Annotated in this window: 25 protein-coding genes; 2 read left to right on the top strand and 23 right to left on the bottom strand. The window is 34.6% G+C overall.

The features are described 5' to 3' along the window. The first annotated feature begins 56 nt into the window (after nucleotides 1–56). A complete protein-coding gene (locus M0214_RS06420; RefSeq protein ID WP_248724642.1) occupies nucleotides 57–272 on the top strand; it encodes a DUF6515 family protein in 216 nt (71 codons plus the stop codon). Between the two features lie 59 nt (nucleotides 273–331). On the opposite strand, the gene M0214_RS06415 is transcribed toward M0214_RS06420, so the two are convergent. From M0214_RS06415 to M0214_RS06310, 23 genes are all read right to left on the bottom strand, one after another. Continuing rightward, entirely contained in the window at nucleotides 332–1,564 is a 1,233-nt protein-coding gene (locus tag M0214_RS06415) for a murein hydrolase activator EnvC (protein WP_248724641.1), read from the bottom strand. Further along, the gene (locus tag M0214_RS06410; RefSeq protein WP_248724640.1) at nucleotides 1,564–2,331 is read right to left on the bottom strand and encodes a DUF4292 domain-containing protein; all 768 of its coding nucleotides are present in this window, start codon (nucleotides 2,329–2,331) and stop codon (nucleotides 1,564–1,566) included. The genes M0214_RS06415 and M0214_RS06410 overlap by 1 nt, the downstream gene beginning before the upstream one ends. Further along, nucleotides 2,331–3,692: a lipopolysaccharide assembly protein LapB gene (locus tag M0214_RS06405; protein ID WP_248724639.1), complete on the bottom strand. Its 1,362-nt coding sequence runs from the start codon at nucleotides 3,690–3,692 to the stop codon at nucleotides 2,331–2,333. Before M0214_RS06405 ends, M0214_RS06410 begins: the two co-directional genes overlap by 1 nt. A gap of 61 nt (nucleotides 3,693–3,753) precedes the next feature. Then, on the bottom strand, nucleotides 3,754–4,773 hold the full coding sequence (locus M0214_RS06400) for a sugar phosphate nucleotidyltransferase (protein WP_248724638.1): 1,020 nt from the start codon (nucleotides 4,771–4,773) through the stop codon (nucleotides 3,754–3,756). A gap of 40 nt (nucleotides 4,774–4,813) precedes the next feature. After that, a complete protein-coding gene (locus M0214_RS06395; protein ID WP_248724637.1) occupies nucleotides 4,814–5,128 on the bottom strand; it encodes a GIY-YIG nuclease family protein in 315 nt (104 codons plus the stop codon). Between the two features lie 153 nt (nucleotides 5,129–5,281). Then, nucleotides 5,282–5,716 carry a dUTP diphosphatase gene (dut, locus tag M0214_RS06390; protein ID WP_248724636.1) on the bottom strand — a complete coding sequence of 145 codons (435 nt, stop codon included), beginning with the start codon at nucleotides 5,714–5,716 and terminating at the stop codon, nucleotides 5,282–5,284. A 64-nt stretch (nucleotides 5,717–5,780) separates the two neighbouring features. Continuing rightward, the gene (locus M0214_RS06385; RefSeq protein ID WP_248724635.1) at nucleotides 5,781–7,241 is read right to left on the bottom strand and encodes an oligosaccharide flippase family protein; all 1,461 of its coding nucleotides are present in this window, start codon (nucleotides 7,239–7,241) and stop codon (nucleotides 5,781–5,783) included. Nucleotides 7,242–7,306: 65 nt separating this feature from the next. Beyond that, on the bottom strand, nucleotides 7,307–7,810 hold the full coding sequence (locus M0214_RS06380) for a hypothetical protein (protein WP_248724634.1): 504 nt from the start codon (nucleotides 7,808–7,810) through the stop codon (nucleotides 7,307–7,309). Nucleotides 7,811–7,926: 116 nt separating this feature from the next. Beyond that, a complete protein-coding gene (gene atpG, locus M0214_RS06375; RefSeq protein WP_248724633.1) occupies nucleotides 7,927–8,787 on the bottom strand; it encodes an ATP synthase F1 subunit gamma in 861 nt (286 codons plus the stop codon). Between the two features lie 90 nt (nucleotides 8,788–8,877). Next, a complete protein-coding gene (atpA, locus tag M0214_RS06370) occupies nucleotides 8,878–10,458 on the bottom strand; it encodes a F0F1 ATP synthase subunit alpha (protein ID WP_248724632.1) in 1,581 nt (526 codons plus the stop codon). Between the two features lie 27 nt (nucleotides 10,459–10,485). After that, on the bottom strand, nucleotides 10,486–11,022 hold the full coding sequence (gene atpH / locus M0214_RS06365) for an ATP synthase F1 subunit delta (RefSeq protein WP_248724631.1): 537 nt from the start codon (nucleotides 11,020–11,022) through the stop codon (nucleotides 10,486–10,488). Nucleotides 11,023–11,028: 6 nt separating this feature from the next. Then, nucleotides 11,029–11,529: a F0F1 ATP synthase subunit B gene (locus tag M0214_RS06360; RefSeq protein ID WP_248724630.1), complete on the bottom strand. Its 501-nt coding sequence runs from the start codon at nucleotides 11,527–11,529 to the stop codon at nucleotides 11,029–11,031. Between the two features lie 99 nt (nucleotides 11,530–11,628). Continuing rightward, a complete protein-coding gene (atpE, locus tag M0214_RS06355) occupies nucleotides 11,629–11,823 on the bottom strand; it encodes an ATP synthase F0 subunit C (RefSeq protein WP_014032715.1) in 195 nt (64 codons plus the stop codon). 36 nt (nucleotides 11,824–11,859) lie between these two features. Further along, nucleotides 11,860–12,993: a F0F1 ATP synthase subunit A gene (gene atpB, locus M0214_RS06350; RefSeq protein WP_248724629.1), complete on the bottom strand. Its 1,134-nt coding sequence runs from the start codon at nucleotides 12,991–12,993 to the stop codon at nucleotides 11,860–11,862. 81 nt (nucleotides 12,994–13,074) lie between these two features. Next, nucleotides 13,075–13,464 (bottom strand): DUF6168 family protein, encoded by a 390-nt coding sequence (locus M0214_RS15330; protein ID WP_371873544.1) that lies wholly within the window; start codon nucleotides 13,462–13,464, stop codon nucleotides 13,075–13,077. Continuing rightward, nucleotides 13,461–13,691: an AtpZ/AtpI family protein gene (locus M0214_RS06345; RefSeq protein ID WP_256467956.1), complete on the bottom strand. Its 231-nt coding sequence runs from the start codon at nucleotides 13,689–13,691 to the stop codon at nucleotides 13,461–13,463. Before M0214_RS06345 ends, M0214_RS15330 begins: the two co-directional genes overlap by 4 nt. Next, nucleotides 13,651–14,067 (bottom strand): polymer-forming cytoskeletal protein, encoded by a 417-nt coding sequence (locus M0214_RS06340; protein ID WP_248724627.1) that lies wholly within the window; start codon nucleotides 14,065–14,067, stop codon nucleotides 13,651–13,653. The genes M0214_RS06345 and M0214_RS06340 overlap by 41 nt, the downstream gene beginning before the upstream one ends. Before the next feature lie 9 nt (nucleotides 14,068–14,076). Continuing rightward, complete coding sequence (locus M0214_RS06335) at nucleotides 14,077–16,644, bottom strand: tetratricopeptide repeat protein (protein ID WP_248724626.1); 2,568 nt, start codon at nucleotides 16,642–16,644, stop codon at nucleotides 14,077–14,079. A 97-nt stretch (nucleotides 16,645–16,741) separates the two neighbouring features. Further along, a complete protein-coding gene (locus tag M0214_RS06330) occupies nucleotides 16,742–17,437 on the bottom strand; it encodes an ABC transporter ATP-binding protein (RefSeq protein ID WP_248724625.1) in 696 nt (231 codons plus the stop codon). Nucleotides 17,438–17,448: 11 nt separating this feature from the next. Continuing rightward, entirely contained in the window at nucleotides 17,449–18,930 is a 1,482-nt protein-coding gene (locus tag M0214_RS06325) for a DUF5687 family protein (RefSeq protein ID WP_248724624.1), read from the bottom strand. A gap of 63 nt (nucleotides 18,931–18,993) precedes the next feature. Continuing rightward, on the bottom strand, nucleotides 18,994–19,215 hold the full coding sequence (locus tag M0214_RS06320) for a hypothetical protein (protein ID WP_248724623.1): 222 nt from the start codon (nucleotides 19,213–19,215) through the stop codon (nucleotides 18,994–18,996). Nucleotides 19,216–19,427: 212 nt separating this feature from the next. Continuing rightward, on the bottom strand, nucleotides 19,428–19,688 hold the full coding sequence (locus M0214_RS06315; RefSeq protein ID WP_248724622.1) for a hypothetical protein: 261 nt from the start codon (nucleotides 19,686–19,688) through the stop codon (nucleotides 19,428–19,430). A gap of 1 nt (nucleotide 19,689) precedes the next feature. Continuing rightward, a complete protein-coding gene (locus M0214_RS06310; RefSeq protein ID WP_248724621.1) occupies nucleotides 19,690–20,028 on the bottom strand; it encodes a PadR family transcriptional regulator in 339 nt (112 codons plus the stop codon). Between the two features lie 111 nt (nucleotides 20,029–20,139). Here M0214_RS06310 and M0214_RS06305 point away from each other — a divergent pair, with 111 nt between their 5' ends. After that, nucleotides 20,140–21,198, top strand: a complete 1,059-nt coding sequence (locus M0214_RS06305) for a ferredoxin--NADP reductase (RefSeq protein WP_248724620.1) — start codon at nucleotides 20,140–20,142, stop codon at nucleotides 21,196–21,198.

The following is a 21,198-nucleotide window of genomic DNA, read 5'->3' as shown; positions in this document are numbered from 1 at the left end:
AAACTTTTACAGTTTATTAAAGTCTTAGTAGCATATAAACCCCAATTTATATTGCTATGAAAACTTTTGTTATTTTAATTTCAGCTATTTTATTATTGAACTTATCATCTTGTGCTACGCATGTAACTCCCAGAGCTGCTACTAAAGTTACTGTAATAAAAAAAGCTCCAAGACAATACAAAATTGTTACCCTAAACGGAAAACGCTACTACTTTTGGAACGGTAAACATTATCAAAAAACGAGACGAGGATACGTTTTGGTAAGAGTTTAGAACAGATTAGAAATAGAGACAAAGGAGATTCTGAAACAAGCTCAGGACGATACTTTGTATCACATTTTATCAATCCAGTTAGCGGGATTTTCTCTGTTCAATCCTTTTGAAATCACAAAAGTTAAAACGGTTTCTCCATCTGATGGATTGGTATAAACCTCACCAATAGCTTGACGAGTTTTTACTTTATCGCCTTTTTTAACGAAAATCTTAGAAAGGTTTTGGTAAATGGTGAGGTAATTTCCATGACGAATTGCCACCATAGGCCTAGAATTTTTAACTTTGATAATACTGCTCACTTCCCCGTTAAACACCGAAAATACCTGAGCACCTTTATTAGTAGATATACCAACGCCACTACTATTAATCGTTAGAGTTCTATCTATTTGAGATGGCTGACTTCCATATCTCCTACTTACTCTGCCTCGTTCAACAGGCCAAGGTAATCTGCCTTTGTTTGCTACAAAATTAGAGGCTAAAACTTTTTCAGCTGGTGTTAAAGCAAAACTTGTTGATGTGGCCGATTTTCCAGCAGCTTTATTGGAACTGGCAATCGCCGCTTTTATAATTCTATCTATTTCTCTGTCTATTCGCGCAGCTTCTCGTTGCTTATCTCTTATTTGATTGGTGTATTTAGATAAATTGCTCCTAATGGATTTCATTAGATTTTCATGCAACTTACGCTCTTCTTGTAACGATTTCTGTGTTACTCTGTTTTCGGCAATGAGTTCCTTTTTTTCTTCTTGTTGTTTTAAAAGATTTTTATTTAGTTCCTGTAATTCTAAAGTTTTGGCTTTTATGGCTTCGCCTTGCTGTTTTTGATGGTTTGCATACTGCTTAATATACTCAAGTCGCTTATAGGCTTGTTTAAAGTCTTCAGAAGACAGCAAAAACATGATTCTACTGTGCTGATTCTTGCTTTTGTATGACTTTACTACCATTGCGGCATAATCTTCCTTAAGCTGTTTTAATTCGCTTCTTAAATCGGTTATTTTCTTTTGGTTAGAATTAATTTCACGATTAATATAGTTAGCCTGTTGATTGGTAACCTTAATGAGGTTATCTAAAACACTAATTTTATAATTGTATTCTTCAATTTGAGATAACTCAGATTTTTCTTTAGACCTATTCTGAGCTCTAAGTTCTGTAATCTTTTTAATCTCTCTGCGAAGTTCCAGTCGCCTTGTTTCTAGCTCCTTTCGTTTGTTACCATTTTGGGCAAAAGTTAAGCAACCCGTTAATAGAACTATTAGAAACAGAAATGTTTTATATGAATTAAGTGGTCTTGCCATTAAAGTTTAATCTCTTTGTAACCAGACGGAATCTTAAAAGGGAAACGTAATTCCTCATTTAAAGATACGTTCTTAAATTCTAGACCGATAATGAGTTCTTCGTTGTTTTCAACAGCAATTACTTTAACCTTTTCGGGAAGAATTTGATTGCTCACCTCTTGGTGAGACAAATAATCTATCTGTAAATGCCTTAATTCTTTAGGCTGTGTTATTTGCTGCGATTTTACCTTAAAAATAGAAGGGTCTAAGAGAAAAAATATCTCAAAAAGCTCCCGTTGCTTTTTTGGTTGAAGAATATAAGAACCACTGTCTACCGAGACTTTATAATGGTCATCTTTTAGATTGAAAATGGTCTCGCCCATTAATAAATTCTGAACTTTTTGAAAGTCTAATTGCGTTCCTAGAAGGTTACTTAAATAATCGTAATCACCTTCAAAATAGGTTTTATCGAGTTTGTTGTAGAAACACACTTTTTTTGGTGTAATAAGTGCTTTTACAACAGAAAAGGCAGCACTCATCCAAAGTACTTCATCTCTTTTTCCCCTAAAACTAACGGAATGGGAATGTACTTTTTTACCATCATCGTAAGTAATCTTAACAGTAGATTTTAATGTTTGGTAAACTGGGCTTCTTTTGGAATTCTCTTTTATTAATTGCCTAGAGGACAAATTAAAATTAGCATCACCTCCCGCCACGGTTTTAGCCGATTTACAATTAAAAAGTAAAACGGCGCTAATTACTAGTAAGATTTGGGTTCGTAATTGCATTAATTTGTGTTTTGTAATTGTTTTGCTTTATCACTAAACGTTTTAGCTTTTTCTGTATTGTTTAAAAGCAGATAGGCTTTGCTTATTTGGTTGTAAAATTCAGATTCTAATTTCGCATCGTCTATTATATAATCCAGTCCTATTTCTAAAGTATCTACAGCCTTTTGCGGTTTATTTAGTTGATTAAACGAAATGCCATTAACTAAGTACAATAGTGGTTGCGATGGGTAATTTTCTATAGCCAATTCACTTTTTTTATTAGCTAAATCAAATTTATTTAAGTCTATATACAAGAGCAAGACATTTTTTAAAACAGCAAAATTATTAGGTTCAATTTTTAAAGCCGATTCGAAATTACTTAAAGCTTTAGGCTTATTATCCTTGGTGAGATAGTATTGTCCCAACTCAATAAGAGTCTTGCTGTTGTTAACCTTTTCTACTAAGGTGGTAGCTTCTACTAAATCGGCTTCATACTGGGGATTTTCACCAACAAAGGACACAAAATCTGTTAGCACTTTAAGTTTTGCTTCTGGGTGTATCTCACTACTCTTCACCACAATCTTCATAGATTCTATAGCTTTCTCTGTTTCATTATCTTCCAAATAAAACTTATATAAAGCTAAATGTACTTTATGGGAACTTGGGTTTATTTTTAAAAGCTCCTTAGCAGTTTCGAACGCTTTTTCTTTTTGGTTATTCTCACTGTATCGATAAATAAGCGCCAAGTAATTAGATTCTTTCTCTGGGTTACTGTCAACACGTTGTTCTAGATTTTCAATCTGGTCTTTTTTGCGTCCGGTGACTTCATAAATCTTATTTCTTAGTAAGTCTCTCGATACTGAAATACCATGTTTCTCATCCAATTCATCTAAGAGACTTAAGGCCTCATTGTACTTTTTCATTCTGAAATAAAGAGAAGCCAAATCTTCTTTATAATCTGGGTGATACTCTACAAGTTGTTTTATAGTTTTAACCGCTTGGTCATACTCATTTTGTGACATGTAATACCCGTATAACTCATCTAAAAACCACTCATTATCGGGGTCTTTGCTTACCGCCTTTTTCAAGGCATCTTCAGCAGCACCAAAATTTTTTAGTTTAACATAGCTTTTACCCAATTCGAAATATAAAACAGGGACATCTTTATTTAATTCAACACATTTTAAAAGGGACTCTATGGCTCTATCGAAGTTTTCAATCCCTTTTTGTTTCATGGCCTCATAGAAATGCTCCTGAAATTTATCTTCAACATCGCCTAAATCATCATCGGGTGTTTTATTAAAATCTACTTGGGCAATAGTCGACCAGGGAATAAAAACTATTCCAAAAAAGAAAACTAATATATAAATGCTATGCTTCATTTATTTCCAAAAGAGATTGCCTCGTCGCTTCTCTCCTCGCAATGACAACTATATTTTCATGCTATTCCAAAACAGAATAATCGCCAATACTAATACTTGTAAAGTTACCATCGTACTTTACATTATTGCCAATCATGGCATTATCTAAATTAGCATTTTTAATTAACGTATTGGTTTGGATTAAACTGTTTTTAACAGTTGAATCTTCAATAATAGTGCCATTCCCAACCGAAACATGGGGCCCGACAGTGGTGTTTTTAAGTACCACACCTTCACCTATAAAGCAGGGCTCTATGATTTGAGCATTTTCTATAGTGGCAGAAGAGGCTACTAGCTGTTCTTCACCATCGGCTTTCAAAAAGTCTAACATTCGTCCGTTGGTTTCTACTGTAATGGCCTTGTTTCCACAGTCCATCCATTCATCAACTGTTCCTGTTTTGAATATTTTACCGGCCGCCATCATGCGCTTAATGCCATCGTTTATTTGGTACTCACCACCATTCATAATATTTTCGTCGAGTACTTCCTGTAGTTTATTCTTGAGTACCGCAACATCTTTAAAATAATAGATCCCTATTACTGCTTGATCACTAACAAAAGTCTCTGGTTTTTCGACCAATTCGACTATTTCATTATCATCATTAAGTTTTACAACACCATAGGCCTCGGGGTTATCAACTTGTTTGGTCCAGATAACACTATCGGCTTTAGAATCCAAATCAAATTCAGCACGAATTAAAGTATCTGCATAAGCAATTACTGCAGATCCCGATAAAGATGGTTTAGCACACATGATAGCATGACCTGTTCCAAGAGGTTTATCCTGTCTGTAAATAGATGCTTTGGCACCTAAACCTTCAGCTAGTTCTTTTAAACTATCAACAACATCGTCTCCAAACCAAGCAGGGTCTCCTAATACAAAAGCAACCTCCTCTATGGGTTGCTTTAGAACTTTAGCGATGTCTTTTACTAAACGATGTACAATAGGTTGACCCGCAACTGGAATTAATGGTTTTGGTACGGTTAAACTATGAGGTCTTAATCGGGAACCTCTGCCCGCCATAGGTACTATTATTTTCATAACACATGCCTGCGAAAGCAGGTATCTTTTGGGTTAATATTTATATTCTCAGTCTATTAAAGTTCAGATTCCAATTTTCGGATAAATCTATCCAATTAGGATTCATTTCTTCAATTAGTTCTATCTTCCAATTTCTTTTCCACTTTTTGAATTGTCGTTCCCTTACTTCAGCTTCATTTCCGTTTTCAAACTCTTCAAAATAAACCAACTTATTACAATTATATCTTACTGTAAATGCTTTTGGATATATTTTTAATTTATGTTCTTTAACACGTTCATCAATATTATCGGTAACTCCAATGTATAAAACACCGTTTGGTTTATTTGTCATGATATAGACATACCAGTATTTCATACTCTAATGACTACGAAAGCAGGTAGCTCTTTTTTTAGGTTGTACTTCTTTTCCAAATTTGATAAAATCCATCTACGTTTATTTGCTTAGATACGGGCACCCCAATGTCAAACGTTTATTTATTATGAGATTCCTGCTTTCGCAGGAATTGGTTTACTTCACTCCTGTACTACCAAAACCACCTGCTCCTCTATCTGTAGAAGACAGTACATCAACTTCTTCCCATTCTGCACGCTCGTGTTTAGCAATGACCAACTGCGCAATGCGCTCTCCATTTTCAATGGTAAAGTCATCATTAGAAAGGTTTACCAAAATAACGCCTATTTCGCCTCTATAATCAGCATCTACAGTTCCGGGCGCATTGAGTACGGTAATTCCTTTTTTGGCTGCTAAACCACTTCTGGGACGCACCTGAGCCTCATATCCAATTGGTAATTCAATAAACAGCCCTGTCTTAACAATTGTTCTATCTAAAGGTTTTAACGTAATAGCATCTTCAATATTTGCTCGTAAATCCATTCCTGCCGAGGCAATGGTTTCGTAATGAGGTAAATCGTGACTCGATTTATTTATTATTTTAATTTTCATAAGTATATGTTGAGATGCTTCACTTATTCTGCTCTTGGTGCAGACTATTTCAGCACGACTTAATTTATCTTTTTATCAATTGTTTAATCTGATTTCTTTCTGAAAACGAGATAACACCCAAAAATACAATTAACATAGAAATACCAACTATATAATTGGCTCTAAATTGGTAGAATGAAAGTCCTGAAAAAAGAATCGATAAAACCAGATATAATCCTATCTTTTTTAAATTATATGGAATAGGGTAATATTTTCGCCCTAATAGGTATGACAACAGCATCATAATTCCATATGCAACCAAAGTTGCAATGGCTGAAGCCTTGTATCCGTAAGACTTTATGAACCCTAAATTAATTACAAGGGTTACTACAGCTCCAATAATGGAAATATAAGCTCCAAATTTGGTTCTATCTGTAATTTTATACCAAACGGATAGATTATGATAAATGCCTAAACAAAAATTAGCTAATAAGATAATTGGTACAACCCACATGGCTTCCCAATAATCCTCACTTCTAACAATAATGGGTTTTAAAATATCTGCAAAAACAACAACTCCCAATAAAATTACAGCACCTAGAGCTACAAAGAACTCTAATATCCTTGCGTAGTTTTTTTGCGGATTTTCAGTTTTTGCGTGGCTAAAGAAAAAGGGTTCTATACCCAATCTATAAGCTGTAGCAAAAAGGGTCATGAATAATGCCAGCTTATAACATGCCGAATACATCCCTATTTGTGTTTTTGCAATGTCTTTTGGAAGTAAATAGTCCAAAAGGATTCTATCGAAAGTTTCGTTAATCGAAAACGCTATACCTGCAATTAGGACAGGTAAAGCATATTTCATCATTCGTTTCCACAATTCTGAATTAAACTCGTAGTTCACTTTCACGTAAAACGGTAACATTAATAATAACGTAACAGCACTAGCAACTAAATTCGCAATAAAGATGTAATTGATTTCGAAGTTAGGTCTATAAATACCTTTAAAGATAGATTCTGGAGTTGCCAAGTCTTTTAAAGCTAAAAGGAAGAATAGATTTAAACCCAAATTAATGACAACATTCAATATTTTGATAACCGCATACCTCATTGGTCTTTGCGTTGCTCTTAACCAAGCAAATGGAATAATAACCAAAGCATCTAACAACAAAATCCAAATGACTAGATTAATGTATTTTGCAGATATATGTATTAATGAAGCTATTTCTTCTTGACACAATAAAGCAATTATGAAAAACCCTATTGAAGAAATAATCAAAGAAATCGCCGAAGTACCAATAACACTGTTTTTATCATCTTCCTTATTAAAAAACCTAAAAAAAGCGGTTTCCATACCATAAGCAAGTACAACATTGAACAAAACAAAATAGGAAAAAATCACTGAAACTTCACCATATTCGGATACCGAAGATAAAACGCCATTGGTTGTATATAGTGGCACCAATAAAAAACTCAACATTCTAGGAAGCACAGTGGCTAAACCATATATAAACGTTTGTTTGAATAATGTTTTAAGTGCGCTCAACGATTGACTCTTATAGGGCTAAAAATACGTTTTTAGTTAACGTAAACCAAAGATAAACTGTGCCTCTACATACGATGGTCTAATGTAGACTTTGCTTGTCGCTTTTTTATGTTTGGTAACTTAACGTATTTTGTTTTTTTACCTTCTTTGTAACTTATAACACATTCATCTTCTTTTAATTCGAAAGGAAACAACTTATTAATTTTCGGGAAAGCATTGCCATACTCAGCCTTAGGGTCTGAACTCATCACAATGTCCTGAGGTTTATTCTTTTCCGTTTCAAATTTACCCACGTAAACATTCTCCTTGGCATATTCCAATTTTACTTGCTTATTCCTGAAATAAACACTGTCTAAAGTGATTTCCTGATTAAAGTCTGAAGGTACAATTACATATAAATTCATTCCAGAACCTGTGTATCTTGCTGGATTTGACCATTCCTTATAAAACACTTCCTTAATATCTAATGTCGTTTCACTTTCTAGCTTTTTTGTACTTGCACATTGGGAAAAACTCATCATAACTAAAGATAATAAAGTGAAAAAAGTAATCTGTTTAATTAACTTCATAATATTCAATTCTGTTTTTTAAATATAACAATAACAAAATGGATGCCATAAAAAAAGCCTTACCAATATGGTAAGGCTTAATATTTCGAAATACTGAAACAAGTTCAGCATAATATTTAATTGTTTAATGCTTCCGCACCACCAACAATCTCTAAAATTTCGTTGGTAATTGCAGCCTGACGTGCTTTGTTGTAAGTTAATTTCAACTGGTCTCTTAACTCGGTTGCGTTATCGGTTGCTTTGTGCATAGCTGTCATACGAGCACCGTGTTCACTAGCAAACGAATCTCTTACAGCTTTGTACATTTGCGTTTTTAAAGACTTTGGAATCAACTGTTCTACAATCTCTACTTTAGAAGGTTCGAAGATATAATCTCCGCTAACACTCGATTCGCCTTCTACAGGTACAATCGGCAAGAACTGCTCGGTTGTTACTAATTGCGTGGCCGCATTTTTAAATCTGTTATAAACCAATTCGATTTTATCGAACTCACCTTCAACAAACTTATTCATTAAATCTTGAGCAATGTCAGCAACATTATCAAACGTTAAATCATCGAAAACATCACTATGATTTGCAATAATTTGACCTGTTTTCTTAAACGCATCGTTAGATTTTTTACCAACGGCCAAATAAGAAACCTCTTGATTAGCATAAGTTTCATTAGCTAACCTAGTTACTTCTTTAATAATGTTAGAGTTAAAAGCACCACATAAACCTCTATTAGAAGTAATAGCTACTATAAGCACTTTCTTTACTTCACGTTGCTCAGAAAACATACTTCCTGAATCAGCATCTAAACTTGCGCTTAAACTTTGTAAAAGCTCTGTTAATTTATCTGAATAAGGACGCATAGCAGTAATAGCATCTTGTGCTTTCTTTAACTTTGCAGCAGATACCATTTTCATGGCACTGGTTATCTGCATGGTTGAAGACACCGATGATATTCTGTTACGTATTTCTTTTAAATTCGCCATATTCTCTATTTGTCATTCTGAATTTATTTCAGAATCTATATTGAATAAATTATGAAATCCTGAAACGAGTTCAGGAAGACACATCTTTGATTACGCTTTGTACTTACCTGCTAAGTCCTTACAAACACTGGTTAAGGTATCTGTAACCTCATCAGTTAATTTTCCTGCTTTTAAAGTGTCTAAAACACCTCTATGCTTAGCATTTAAGAACTCTATGAAATCTCTTTCAAATTCTTTTACTTTATCTACAGGTACATCTTTTAATAAGTTTTTAGAACCTGCATAGATAATTGCAACTTGATCCTCAACAGTAAACGGGTCGTTTTGAGCTTGCTTTAAGATTTCAACATTTCGTTTACCTTTTTCTATTACATTTAAAGTCACAGCATCTAAATCTGATCCAAACTTAGCAAAAGCTTCTAACTCACGGAACTGCGCTTGATCTAATTTTAAAGTACCAGATACTTTCTTCATTGATTTAATCTGAGCATTACCACCAACACGAGATACAGAAATACCTACGTTAATAGCTGGACGTACACCAGAGTTAAATAAATCACCATCTAAGAATATCTGCCCGTCTGTAATAGAAATTACGTTTGTTGGAATATATGCTGATACATCACCTGCTTGTGTTTCAATAATTGGTAGAGCCGTTAAAGAACCTCCTCCTTTTACCATTGGTTTCAAAGAGTCTGGTAAATCGTTCATCTCTTTAGCAATATTATCATCATTGATAACTTTTGCAGAACGCTCTAATAATCTAGAGTGTAAGTAGAAAACGTCTCCAGGATACGCCTCACGTCCCGGTGGACGACGTAATAATAAAGATACCTCACGATATGCTACTGCTTGTTTAGATAAATCATCATAAATAATCAATGCTGGTCGACCAGTATCTCTAAAATACTCACCAATAGCGGCACCTGCCATAGGAGCATATACCTGCATTGGCGCAGGATCTGATGCATTTGCTGCAACAATAGTTGTATAAGCCAAAGCACCTCTTTCTTCTAATACTTTAGCTATACTTGCTACAGTAGATGCTTTTTGACCTACAGCAACATATATACAATATACAGGCTCACCTGCATCGTAAAACTCTTTTTGATTTAAGATAGTATCAATACAAACTGTTGTTTTACCAGTTTGACGGTCACCAATTACAAGCTCACGTTGACCACGACCTACAGGAATCATAGCATCAATAGATTTGATACCAGTTTGTAATGGTTCTGTTACTGGTTCTCTGTAAATAACCCCAGGAGCTTTACGCTCTAGTGGCATTTGATAAGTATCACCAACAATGGCTCCTTTACCATCGATAGGATTTCCTAATGTATCAACTACACGACCAACAATGCCTTCTCCAACATCTATGGAAGCAATTTTATCAGTACGTTTCACAGTAGACCCTTCCTTTACTCCTGTTGAAGCACCTAATAATACGATACCAACATTATCTTCTTCAAGGTTAAGTACAATACCTTCTAGTCCGCCTTCAAACTCCACTAACTCACCATACTGTGCGTTAGATAATCCGTATGCACGTACAATACCATCACCAACAGTTAACACAGTTCCTACTTCTTCTAACGAAGCAGTCGCCTCAAATCCTGCTAGTTGTTGCTTTAAGATTGCTGATACTTCAGCTGGTTTTACTTCTGCCATCTTTTTACTTATTTAGATAAAACTATCTTAGTTTAATGAAAATTCTCTTTTTAACTTGTTTAATTTGTTTTGGACACTAGCATTATACTGCTTGTCTCCTATACGTAGAACGAAGCCTCCAATAATGCTTTCGTCTACGATGTTTTCTAGCTCTACGGCTTTACTTGTAAGTTCCTTAATTTTAGCTAAAACCTTAATTTCAAGATCTTTGGTCATAGGAACCGCAGTAGTAACCTGAGCCACTTCTTTACCGTTAAGCTCATCAAATAATACGGTATATTTTTCAGCAACACTTCCTATAAGGTCAATTCTTTTATTTGATACTAAAACATCAAATAATCCTAAACTGATTTTATTAAGCTTTGGGAAAATCTTAGCTAATGCCGCACTCTTTACATCTGATTTGATGACAGAGCTCTTAAAAACTTGGTCTAATTCATCATTTTCAGAAATGGTCTTTGCAATAGCAACCATATCTTTATTCACAGCCTCGGCTGCTTTTTGATCGCTAGCTAAACTAAGTGCCGCCTTTGCGTAACGTATTGCTGCTCTAGTTCCTGCCATTATAAATTAGTTTAAAGTTGCTTCACCTAACATAGACTCAACCAATTTTACTTGTTTGTCTTTGTTAGATAATTCTTCACGTACTACTTTTTCAGCAATTTCTATTGATAAATTTGCCACTTGGGATTTTAACTCAGAAATAGCCGCTTTCTTTTCAGTTTCAATAGTTGCTTGAGCTTGAGCCATTAATTTAGAAGCTGCTTCATTTGCTTCTTCCTTAGCATCCTCAATCATTTTGTTCTTCATCTCTCTAGCTTCTTTAAGCATCTCCTCACGCTCTGCTCTGGCTTCATTTAGCAACTTTTGATTATCCGCCTGAAGGTTTTCCATTTCCTTTTTGGCATTCTCTGCTGCATCTAATGCATTTTGGATACCTTCTTCTCTATCATTTAAAGAGTTAAGAATTGGTTTCCAAGCAAATTTTACCATTAAAAAGATTAACCCTAACAATAAGATTGTTTGAACTGCAAATAATCCTGGTGAAAAATCGTTTAATAATGTTTCCATTTTATGTAACTAATTTATTTCCTTTAAAATATTGTTTAATTTAAAAACATGCCCTGCAACCAACCGTTGCAGGATCATGTTCTTTGTTTTTGATTCGGATTATTTTCCTAAGAATAATGCACCGAATGCTAAACCTTCTAAAAGTGCAGCGATAATAATCATTGCTGTTTGGATTTTACCAGTAGCCTCAGGCTGACGAGCAATACCTTCCATTGCTGATCCACCAATTTTACCTAAACCAATACCAGCTCCGATTACGATTAAACCGGCACCTACTAAATTTGGAACTGTCATTACAAATTAAATTTAAAATTAAACAAACTCTTTATATTAATGATGATCGTGCTCTGCTACAGCCATACCAATAAACAATGCCGATAGCATTGTGAAGATATAGGCTTGTAAGAAGGCCACTAACACCTCAATTAACGTTATAAAAAACGACAACACTAACGAAAGAGCAGTAGCTCCTCCAACTGTCAATTCACTTTTTAATGTGAACATGATAGCAATTAAACTCATTACAACGATATGTCCTGCAGAAATGTTTGCAAACAAACGCACTAATAATGAGAAAGGCTTAATTAAAAAGTGTCCCGCTAATTCTATTAAAGCCAAAACCGGCTTAACAAATAATGGAACACCTGGCATCCATAATACGTGACCCCAATATTCTTTGTTACCTTTAAATGTATATATGATCAATGTAAAGATGGCCAAGCAAGCTGTTACAGCTAACTGTCCAGTAACATTAAACCCAAGTGGTGTTAAACCCATAAGGTTTAATATCCATATGAAGAAGAATACAGTTAATAAGTACCCTGTAAATGCTCTATATTTTTTTTCACCAATATTTGGTTTGGCAATTTCGTCTCTTACATAAATTACTAATGGCTCTAAAACACGACCAAAACCAGTAGGAATCTTTTTTGATTTGTACTGTCTAGCCAAAGAAGAGAACCCTAAGAACATTAATAAACCTATTAGTAAAATACCAACTACACTTTTAGTGATTGATAAGTCAAAAACTTTATGTGCGTTAGTAGCGTGATGGTGGTCATCAAAACTTAATGCAGATGCGCCGTTATCAAGCTCAAATATTTTACCGTGAATCTTAGCCAATTTCACACCATTCTTTTCAACAAGAACATGACCATCATCATTGTGATGAAACTCTGAAGACATAAAAGACGTTAATCCATTGCTTGTCCATAGGATTACCGGTAAAGGAAAACCAACATGCTTTCTTTCGCCATGTGAATCTGTGTATGAAAACAAGTGAAAATCATGGGAGTCTTTGAGGTGATGAAGAATGTAGGCTTCTACTTCTTCTTTGGTGTCTACCTGACCTCCATCGTCTTGAGAATCGTGTTTTTTGTCTTCTCCTAGAGCAAAACAATTAACTGTAAATAGGGCTACAAGTACAATTGTAGCGATTAGATTAGATTTATAAGCAATCTTCATTGTAAAATTACGCTTTCTAAATTCTGCGCAAAAGTACGTAAATAAATGAAAAAACAACTATTTTTTTTGCTTTAATGCAATCTACTTTTTCTGTTGTAAAATTTTAGCAATAAAATACACTTCAACAAACAGAAAAATAAATAGAGGGATTAACAAATTTATGCTTTCAATCTTTGTTAAATCGGGTAAATCAAGCACCTCTTTTTTAAAAACAATTGAGAAAAAAATCATCTTCAAAACCAAAGTTCCTAAATAAATGAACCCTAATTGGTCTTTAGCCTTTTTTACCAGTCTTAAAAACTGAAAAACGACACATATAAATAACGAAAACAGTGAAAAAAAGATATAAACGGGCTTTAAGTCAAACCTGATTACAGATGAACTCCCGTCCAATATATATTGATGAAGGTAATTAGCTGAAAAAAAAAGTGTTACAAACACTATTAAGTAGATTAATAATGTTTTGCTCATTTGTCTTTAGATATTTTTAATACTTGAGAAATTACTTGGTACATGGCCAAAAAAACAGCAAACAAGGTTACCGTAGACTCCCAAAAGGTTTTGTCGTATTTAGAGTCTAGCCATTTACCCAACAGGTTGCCCAAATAAATGGTTATACCCATTTGAAAAGCTACAGATGTAAACCTAAGGTAAGGGTTAAGCTGTTTTTTCGGTTTGTTGTCTTCTTGTTTGCCCACTGTTATTTATTTCTTTAACAGTTCCTTTCATAACGCAAGTTACATTAAAAGTTGCTCCGGGTTCTACGGCAAGTTTACCAACTTCAACATCGCCATCTATTTGTGCAGAAGACTTTAGAGTTAATGTTCCGGATAATGATAACTTCCCAGAAAAAGCGCCTTCAAAATAAGCATCAGTTCCTTCTAGGGTACCTTTAATTAAACCCGATTTACCAACGACTACTTTGCCACTGGTTTTTACATTACCTTCTATTGTACCATCTATTCTAAAATCACCTTGACTAGAGAAGTCCCCAACGATAGTAGTGCCTTGAGCAATAATATTTTGACTCGATGTGTTTTCTACCATTTTATTTTTTTTATTTTCGGAAAACATAATGTGCTATTAATTGTTATATACGCTTAAAAAAGCATCTAGGTTCTTATGAATTTGAATAATTTGATAATTTGCCGAAGCCATGGCAAAATACGGTTCCCTGATTTTCTTTTTATTCTCTTTAGTCAGTAACTGTTCAAAGGTCTTGGCGACTTGGCCATTTTTTAAACCATGCACTATAACAAAAGATATATTCTCATTATACACATCCACCGACGAATGTAACTCATAGTATCCTATGGTACTCAGAACCTCATCTAAAGTTTTTCTAAACGACTGTATCTTTTCTGTTTTAGAACTATCAAACTTAAAAATGACCTTATAATGTGCAGTAATATTTGCCGTTTCGTCTATAAAATCTGAATTAGCCAACTTTGGCAATACTTTAGTTTCGATATTTTGAGCTTGAAGCCCCTCGTCTGTATTGGCATAAGTAACCGCTATGTAATTAATGGCTTCTTTGTAAGCTTCATAGCCATATAACCTTCCTGTTGCAGTAGCTTTTAAAAGCTCGAACTTAGGCACCATGGGTTCGCCATCATATAACTTAATATATTCTTCGCACTTTGCAATCACTTCTGCATATTCCTGATTTTCATGCTTTGCATAAAGTCCTTCGTATAAACTTTCCGGGCTATTTTCATCTTTAGCCGAAGCTAACTCTGGATTGCTAAGAATTGTTGCGTATCTCGATTCTGGATAGTCTTTAATAATTCCTTCTTTGGCAATTGCAGCTTCACCATTTTGCCCCAATGCCTCATAGATTTTATAAAGGTTGTATTTTGTTGGCAATACCAGTCGCTCTTCAGGATTACTTTTTAATAAATCCTGAAACTTATCCTTAGCCAAGACAAACTCCTTGAATTTCTCCTTATAAATAAGCCCGAGTTGATAATAGGCGTAGTTTCTTTCTTTAGAAATACTATCGATTTCCTTTTCTTCTGAAGGAATCTTGGATATGTAAAATTGAGGGTCGTACAATTCATCATCTGTAGCTGTTGCTAAAACATCAGAACCCGCACTAATATTTGTTCCTGAGGAAGCACTTCTACTAGACCATCGCCAATTCTCTTCCAAAGGTCTATCGCCCCATATTTTCACAAATTCATTTTTACCAAAGGCAACTGTTGTTGGATTATAAAAATAAAACACAGCTGCCTGACCGGGTAGTCCTCCCGGGGTATTTGGTCTCCATAGGTTATTATTTACGGTTACTAAACCGCTATTGCGCTTTAGGGCTTCCTGACGCTTCTGTTCTTTCTTTTCGACCTCTGCTTTTGCTTTTAGTTTTTCTATAAATGCTTCAAAATGGGTGATTCTCTGTTCATCTGGCATATTCACCAAATGCAAAATACTGTCATTTACTTGAGCAACGCCTTCATAGTAAATAACATCCTCTAGATTGTCTCTTTTCCGCTTAATAATACGATACGGTTTAGAGTTCAGTACTAAACTGGTCATGGTACTATCGTAATATAAACCAGCTTCACGATAAACAGATTTATCGAAATTCATATCGCCCAGAATTTCGTAATTTCTAGCATTAAGGGTTTTGTCTAAAGACTTTTCTCGTAGAGACTTATTAAAATACAGGGTCGCTAGGGAATCTGATTTATTCTTTAAATGAAACCCTCCTATTTCATGATAAATCTTGTCTAAAAACGGTCTGTTTTCTCTGTTTTTCTCTAAATCTGAAAGTAATTCTAAAACCGCCCACTTATCACCATTATCATAATCGAAGTTCTTCACTTTTTCGAGATGCGCGGTAATCATATAAATTCTTGGCGTTTTCCTGTTAAGATCAATAACCCTATCGAAAGCCATATTAGCGCTGTCTTTAAACCCTAATTCATTATATAATTGCCCCAGAATAAACCCATAACGCCCTCGCTCGTCATTACTTCTGGTAGCGGTTTCTGCAATCTTTAACTGCGTAATGGCACTATCTATAGATTTTGTGTTAATGTACGCCTGTGCCAACATTGAAGAGGCATCTGCCAAATCTTGATTTACCAAGTTCTCTCTAAACAGCAAACGTTTTAGGTTCTTAATAGCCAACTCGTTATTATCTAAACGGATATTGGTTTTCTCTTTCCATATCTTAGCTTGATTGATTTTATCGCTTGCTGGATATTTATAAAGAATGTAGTTGAAAGCTTCTAATGCAGGAATAAAACGTTGGTCAAAATATCTGGCCTTTCCTAGAAGTAAATAAGCCTCGTCCATTTGAGGGTTCTTTTCTTTCCCCTTAATGTTCATGCTGTGCTTTTGAATAGCTTTTACGGCCTTTTCCTCGGCACGTGTAAAGTTTTCGTTTTTCGATTGTCCTGGCAGCACAATTTCATCTGAAATCTGCATACGCTCTATGGGCAACACATTCCAGTAATCGTCGAAATAACTCTGGTTAAGATTTTCCCTGCCTTGCTCTAGTGCATTATAACCATTGTAAAGTGGGTTAAACTCTGCTGTTACAGCATGAAAATTTCTACTTACAAAATTGTCTTTTTTTCTTGAACAACTAACAATTAAAAAGGTCGAGAAAAGAACAACAAGAATAACTCTAAAAGATGTGCGCACTGTTGGTGTTTTTAGTCTAATACATAACTGATTACATTCAGCTAATATTATATACAACCGTAAAAATAAACATCTTTTCTAATAAACCTAATAAGATCTATCCGGCAAAATGAGCCTCTAGCTCTTTTAATGTAGCCTTACTAGTTACCAAATCCTTTACAACCTCCCCTTTTTCAAGAACCACAATACGCTCGCAAACATCTGTTACGTGCATTAAATCATGGCTGGAAATTAGCACCGTTACACCTTTGGTTTCGGCCAAATCCTTTATAATGCCTTTTAACCTTATTTGGGTGGTTGGATCTAGATTAGCAAAAGGTTCGTCTAAAATAATAACTTCAGGATTTCCTATTAAAGCGGCTACGATACCTGCCTTTTTCTGATTTCCCTTACTTAGGTCTCTCAGGTATTTCTTCTGATTTAAAATTTCACCGTGGAAAAAATCCTCAAATTGAGATACTAGCTTATCTACATCGGCTTTGTTTTGGCCACGCAGTTCGCCAATAAAATAGAAGTATTCTTCTGGGGTAAGATAGCCTATTAAAAAACTTTCGTCGATAAATGCCGAAGTAAAGGGTTTCCAATCCTCACTTTCATTAACTTTTATATCGTTGTTTACAATATTGCCAGTAGTTGGCTGTATTAAATCTAGCAGTAAACTAAAATAAGTGGTTTTACCTGCACCATTATTTCCAACAAGCCCAAAACTTTGACCCTTTGGAATGTCTAAGGTTTCTATCTTTAAAACTTCTTTGCTTTTATATTTTTTTGAAAGATTTGATGTTGTTATCATGGTATATTTTTTTAGTTATCTTGATCGAAAGCATCGATCATTATGTATTTAGATTTTAGGTACTTGGCCGTGATACCTTTCATAAGTTTTTGGTGGAAAACGAGACCAATAACGCCCATTGACCCTAAAACCGCACAGGCGATTTCAAAACTGAACAGAAAGTAAAACAAGGCAAACAAGCCCATTGGCACCAACATTAAAGGAATACCTATAAGCCACTGTACAGCTCCTGTGCCTTGATAATTAAAGGCGGCCTTTTGGTCGAGGTTTATTTTTTTTCTATTAAACGAGCCTCCCCACATTATAACATGGGTGTTCACACCAATATTATAAATCGCCGCGATGAAATGGGCCAATAAGACTTTCCATCCGAAATAAACGTAAGGAATACCAAGTACAAAAAGCCCCACCACACTAACGGCCATTAAAGTGAATTTAGATTTAAGATATTGCTCGTATTTTATGTTTTGGCTCATTAACAGCTTATAATAGCCACTATCCCAGGCTGGAATGAATTGACCAAAACTGATTAGGAAGATTCCGGTGGAAAAAATCCCGATTAGCATAAAAAACCATGGCATATTTTGGTATGTTGGCTGCGGATAAAAAAACAGCCCATAGAGTAGCCCCATTAACAAAATCCAAACTGAAGATTTTGTTCGTTTGTTTCTCCATATCATCTTTAAATCCAATTGAAGAAACGGTGCAATATCCCCAAAACTTTTGGTCCATTCCATATTTGAGGCATTTACCTCTTTAACTTTTTCTTTCAGTCCGCTATCTAAATACAGTTTTTTGAGTAGAATATTGAAATTTATGGAGTAAAGCGCTCCTAAAATAGCAATAGGAGTAATAATATAATATGGGTTTTCAGATATTCCCACTATCGCTTTAGACATTAAGTCGGCAAGGTCAAGAACACCAAAATGATTGAGCCCGTAAAGAGCACCTGTTATTAATATTACAGGAAGAAAGGATAATTCCTTTTCCGCTGAAAGACTTTCAATTATGAAATTAAGAAAATTATTAATGAGTATCAGTAGAATCAACACTACCCACCAAGCAATTACAATAGATGCACTTGTATGCCCTTTAACCATTAAGAGTATTCCAAAAGGGATTATAGACAATAGCGGTAAAAAGTTAATGAACGAAATCATCGATTTGCGTAGCACGTAATTCACTATCTGACTTCTATCTACAGGCAATATCAATAAAGGTCTTACAGTCATTACCGGTAGTTTCTGAAAGAAAAACCGAAAGATTAAATCACCCAAAAACCAAAAGAAAATAAAACTGTTAAAAAATAAAAAGGGATCGGTATCTGGTTGTTTTTTTTCTAGATACATAATTATTGCAAATCCAGAACCCGCAAAAATAAGCGCAAAATACAAAGCAAAAAAGCCCATGAATATTTTAATAGCTATACTTTTCCCTAACGTGGCAGATCTAAAGAAAGATTTCCATTCAAGGCTAATAAAATGCTTTATCATATTAAGATGGTTTGGTTATTTATGGATATTGGTATTTATACTCTCGATAAAGTTACATTTATTCTAAAGAAATTTATATTCTGGATATGTTTCTTTAAGAAGTTCATCTACTTTTTCTGGTAATATTTTTAGCGAAACGTAGGAAAACAAAATGAACAATGTGAATATAAATGACATTATTGACGCACCTAGCGGAAGGAAACTGTCCTCACGAATAAGATTAAAAACATTAAACAACTTAATGGCTATAAGTGCTGTATTCCAAGTTGTGATTGATAAAACCATTTCCTCAAGCATCCATTTTTTCCATTTTCTAGAAACCTTTGTTTATATTTTCTTTTCAATTTTAAAGCCAAAATGCTCCCAGTAACTAATAAAGCAAAAGATAAACTTAGAAGAATAGTTAGACCATGAGGCATCTGCAAAAACATGTACACAACTAAAAACAAACTTATTGAAAAGAGAATTTTAGGTAACTGAAACCATTCTTTTGTGTATCATAGTAAATGTTTAATATACAGTTTATTCATGGCCTTTTTTCGTTGCTCAACAATATCCATAAAACCAAAAACCCCAAATTTCTCAAAACTTCTTTGTTTGGCTTTTTCAAAGGGTAAATCCGGTTCTTTTAGCCAAACTTCTTCTATATCATTAGCCAAGTGATTCACAAGTTCCGTTTGCACATCATAGTGTTCCACAAAGTGGCTTTGAGTAAATTGGTAAAGACTGTTAACTTGAGAATTGTTTAACTTCTTCATTTTACTCAAATCTAAATTTAGGGTTAACTAAAGCGCGCATATTTTTAATGTAGTTCTCAAGCTCTGCCAGCTTGTTAACTGTTTCTTTGGTGCCTTTTTCGGTAAGCCTGTAATATTTTCTGAGCCTATTGCCTATTTTAACAATCTCCACATCTAGTAAGCCTTCGGCCTTTAATTTGTGTAACGAAGGATAAAGCGCACCCTCGGTTATTTTTAGTTCGTTTTTAGTGATTTCTTTTACTCTTTGTGTAATTTCGTAGCCATACATCCTATCATGCTCATTTAAAAGTTTTAAGATGATAGTCGCTAAACTGCCCTTGTATAATTTCTGATTACTCATGTTTACAAATATACATAAAATAGTTATGCATATAAATCTTATGCATGTATTTAACCTGTAAATATGGGTTATATATCTTAAGTCTTCCTTATTTTTGCCAAAAACAATCGCATGGCATCATTTCATAATCTTAGTATTAAAAACATCCATAGAGAAACTAATAAATCGGTCAGCATTAGTTTCAACTTACCAGAAAATTTAAAAGATGAGTTTAGTTTTAAAGCCGGACAATATATTACGCTAAAAACGACCATTAACGGTAATGAAGTGCGACGTGATTATTCGTTGTGTGTTTCTCCAAAAAGTGATGAACTCAAGGTGGCGGTTAAAGAAGTGGTAGATGGTACATTTTCATCTTATGCCAACACTAAATTACAAGCGGGAGACACCCTAGAGGTTGCGCCACCCAAAGGCCGTTTTATTTTTGAGCCCAACGATAAAAAAACAAAAAATATAGCGCTTTTTGCTGCTGGTAGTGGTATCACACCTGTTCTTAGTATTATAAAATGCGCCTTAGAGGAAGAAGTTCACAGTAAGGTTATTTTGGTTTATGGAAATAAAACAACTCAAGACACTATGTTCTTAAACGAACTTCTTGAACTTCAACACAAATATAAAGACCGTTTTTCAATTCAATTTGTTTTTAGCCAAAAAGATGAAGACCATGCTCTCTTTGGCCGAATTGAAAAAAGTACGGTAAACTACGTCATGAAGAATAAGCACAAACACGTTGAAGTAGATGCGTTTTACCTATGCGGTCCCGAAGCCATGATTCATACTGTAAAAGATGTGCTTACTGAAAACGGTATTAACGAGGAACGTATTCATTTTGAACTTTTCAAAGCGGCTAAACCTGCAGAAATAAAAAATGAGCCCACAGCCAATAACGGACAAACAAATATTACTGTGGTGGTGGACGATGAAGAAACTTCTTTTGAAATGTCCCAAAAACAAACCATACTAGAAGCGGCACTCGATAAAGATTTAGATGCTCCTTACTCTTGCCAAGGCGGAATCTGTAGCAGTTGTATAGCCAGAATTACTGAAGGCGAAGCAACCATGATACAGAACAATATTCTTACCGATAATGAAGTCGCCGAAGGTTTAATACTTACTTGCCAAGCCAAGCCAACAACGCCTAAAATAGTTGTTGACTATGATGATGTATAA

The sequence above is a fragment of the Seonamhaeicola sp. ML3 genome, assembly GCF_023273855.1.
Taxonomy (GTDB): Bacteria; Bacteroidota; Bacteroidia; order Flavobacteriales; family Flavobacteriaceae; genus Seonamhaeicola.
Note: the sequence above shows the minus strand (reverse complement) of the source record. Positions and strands in the feature narration are given on the sequence as shown.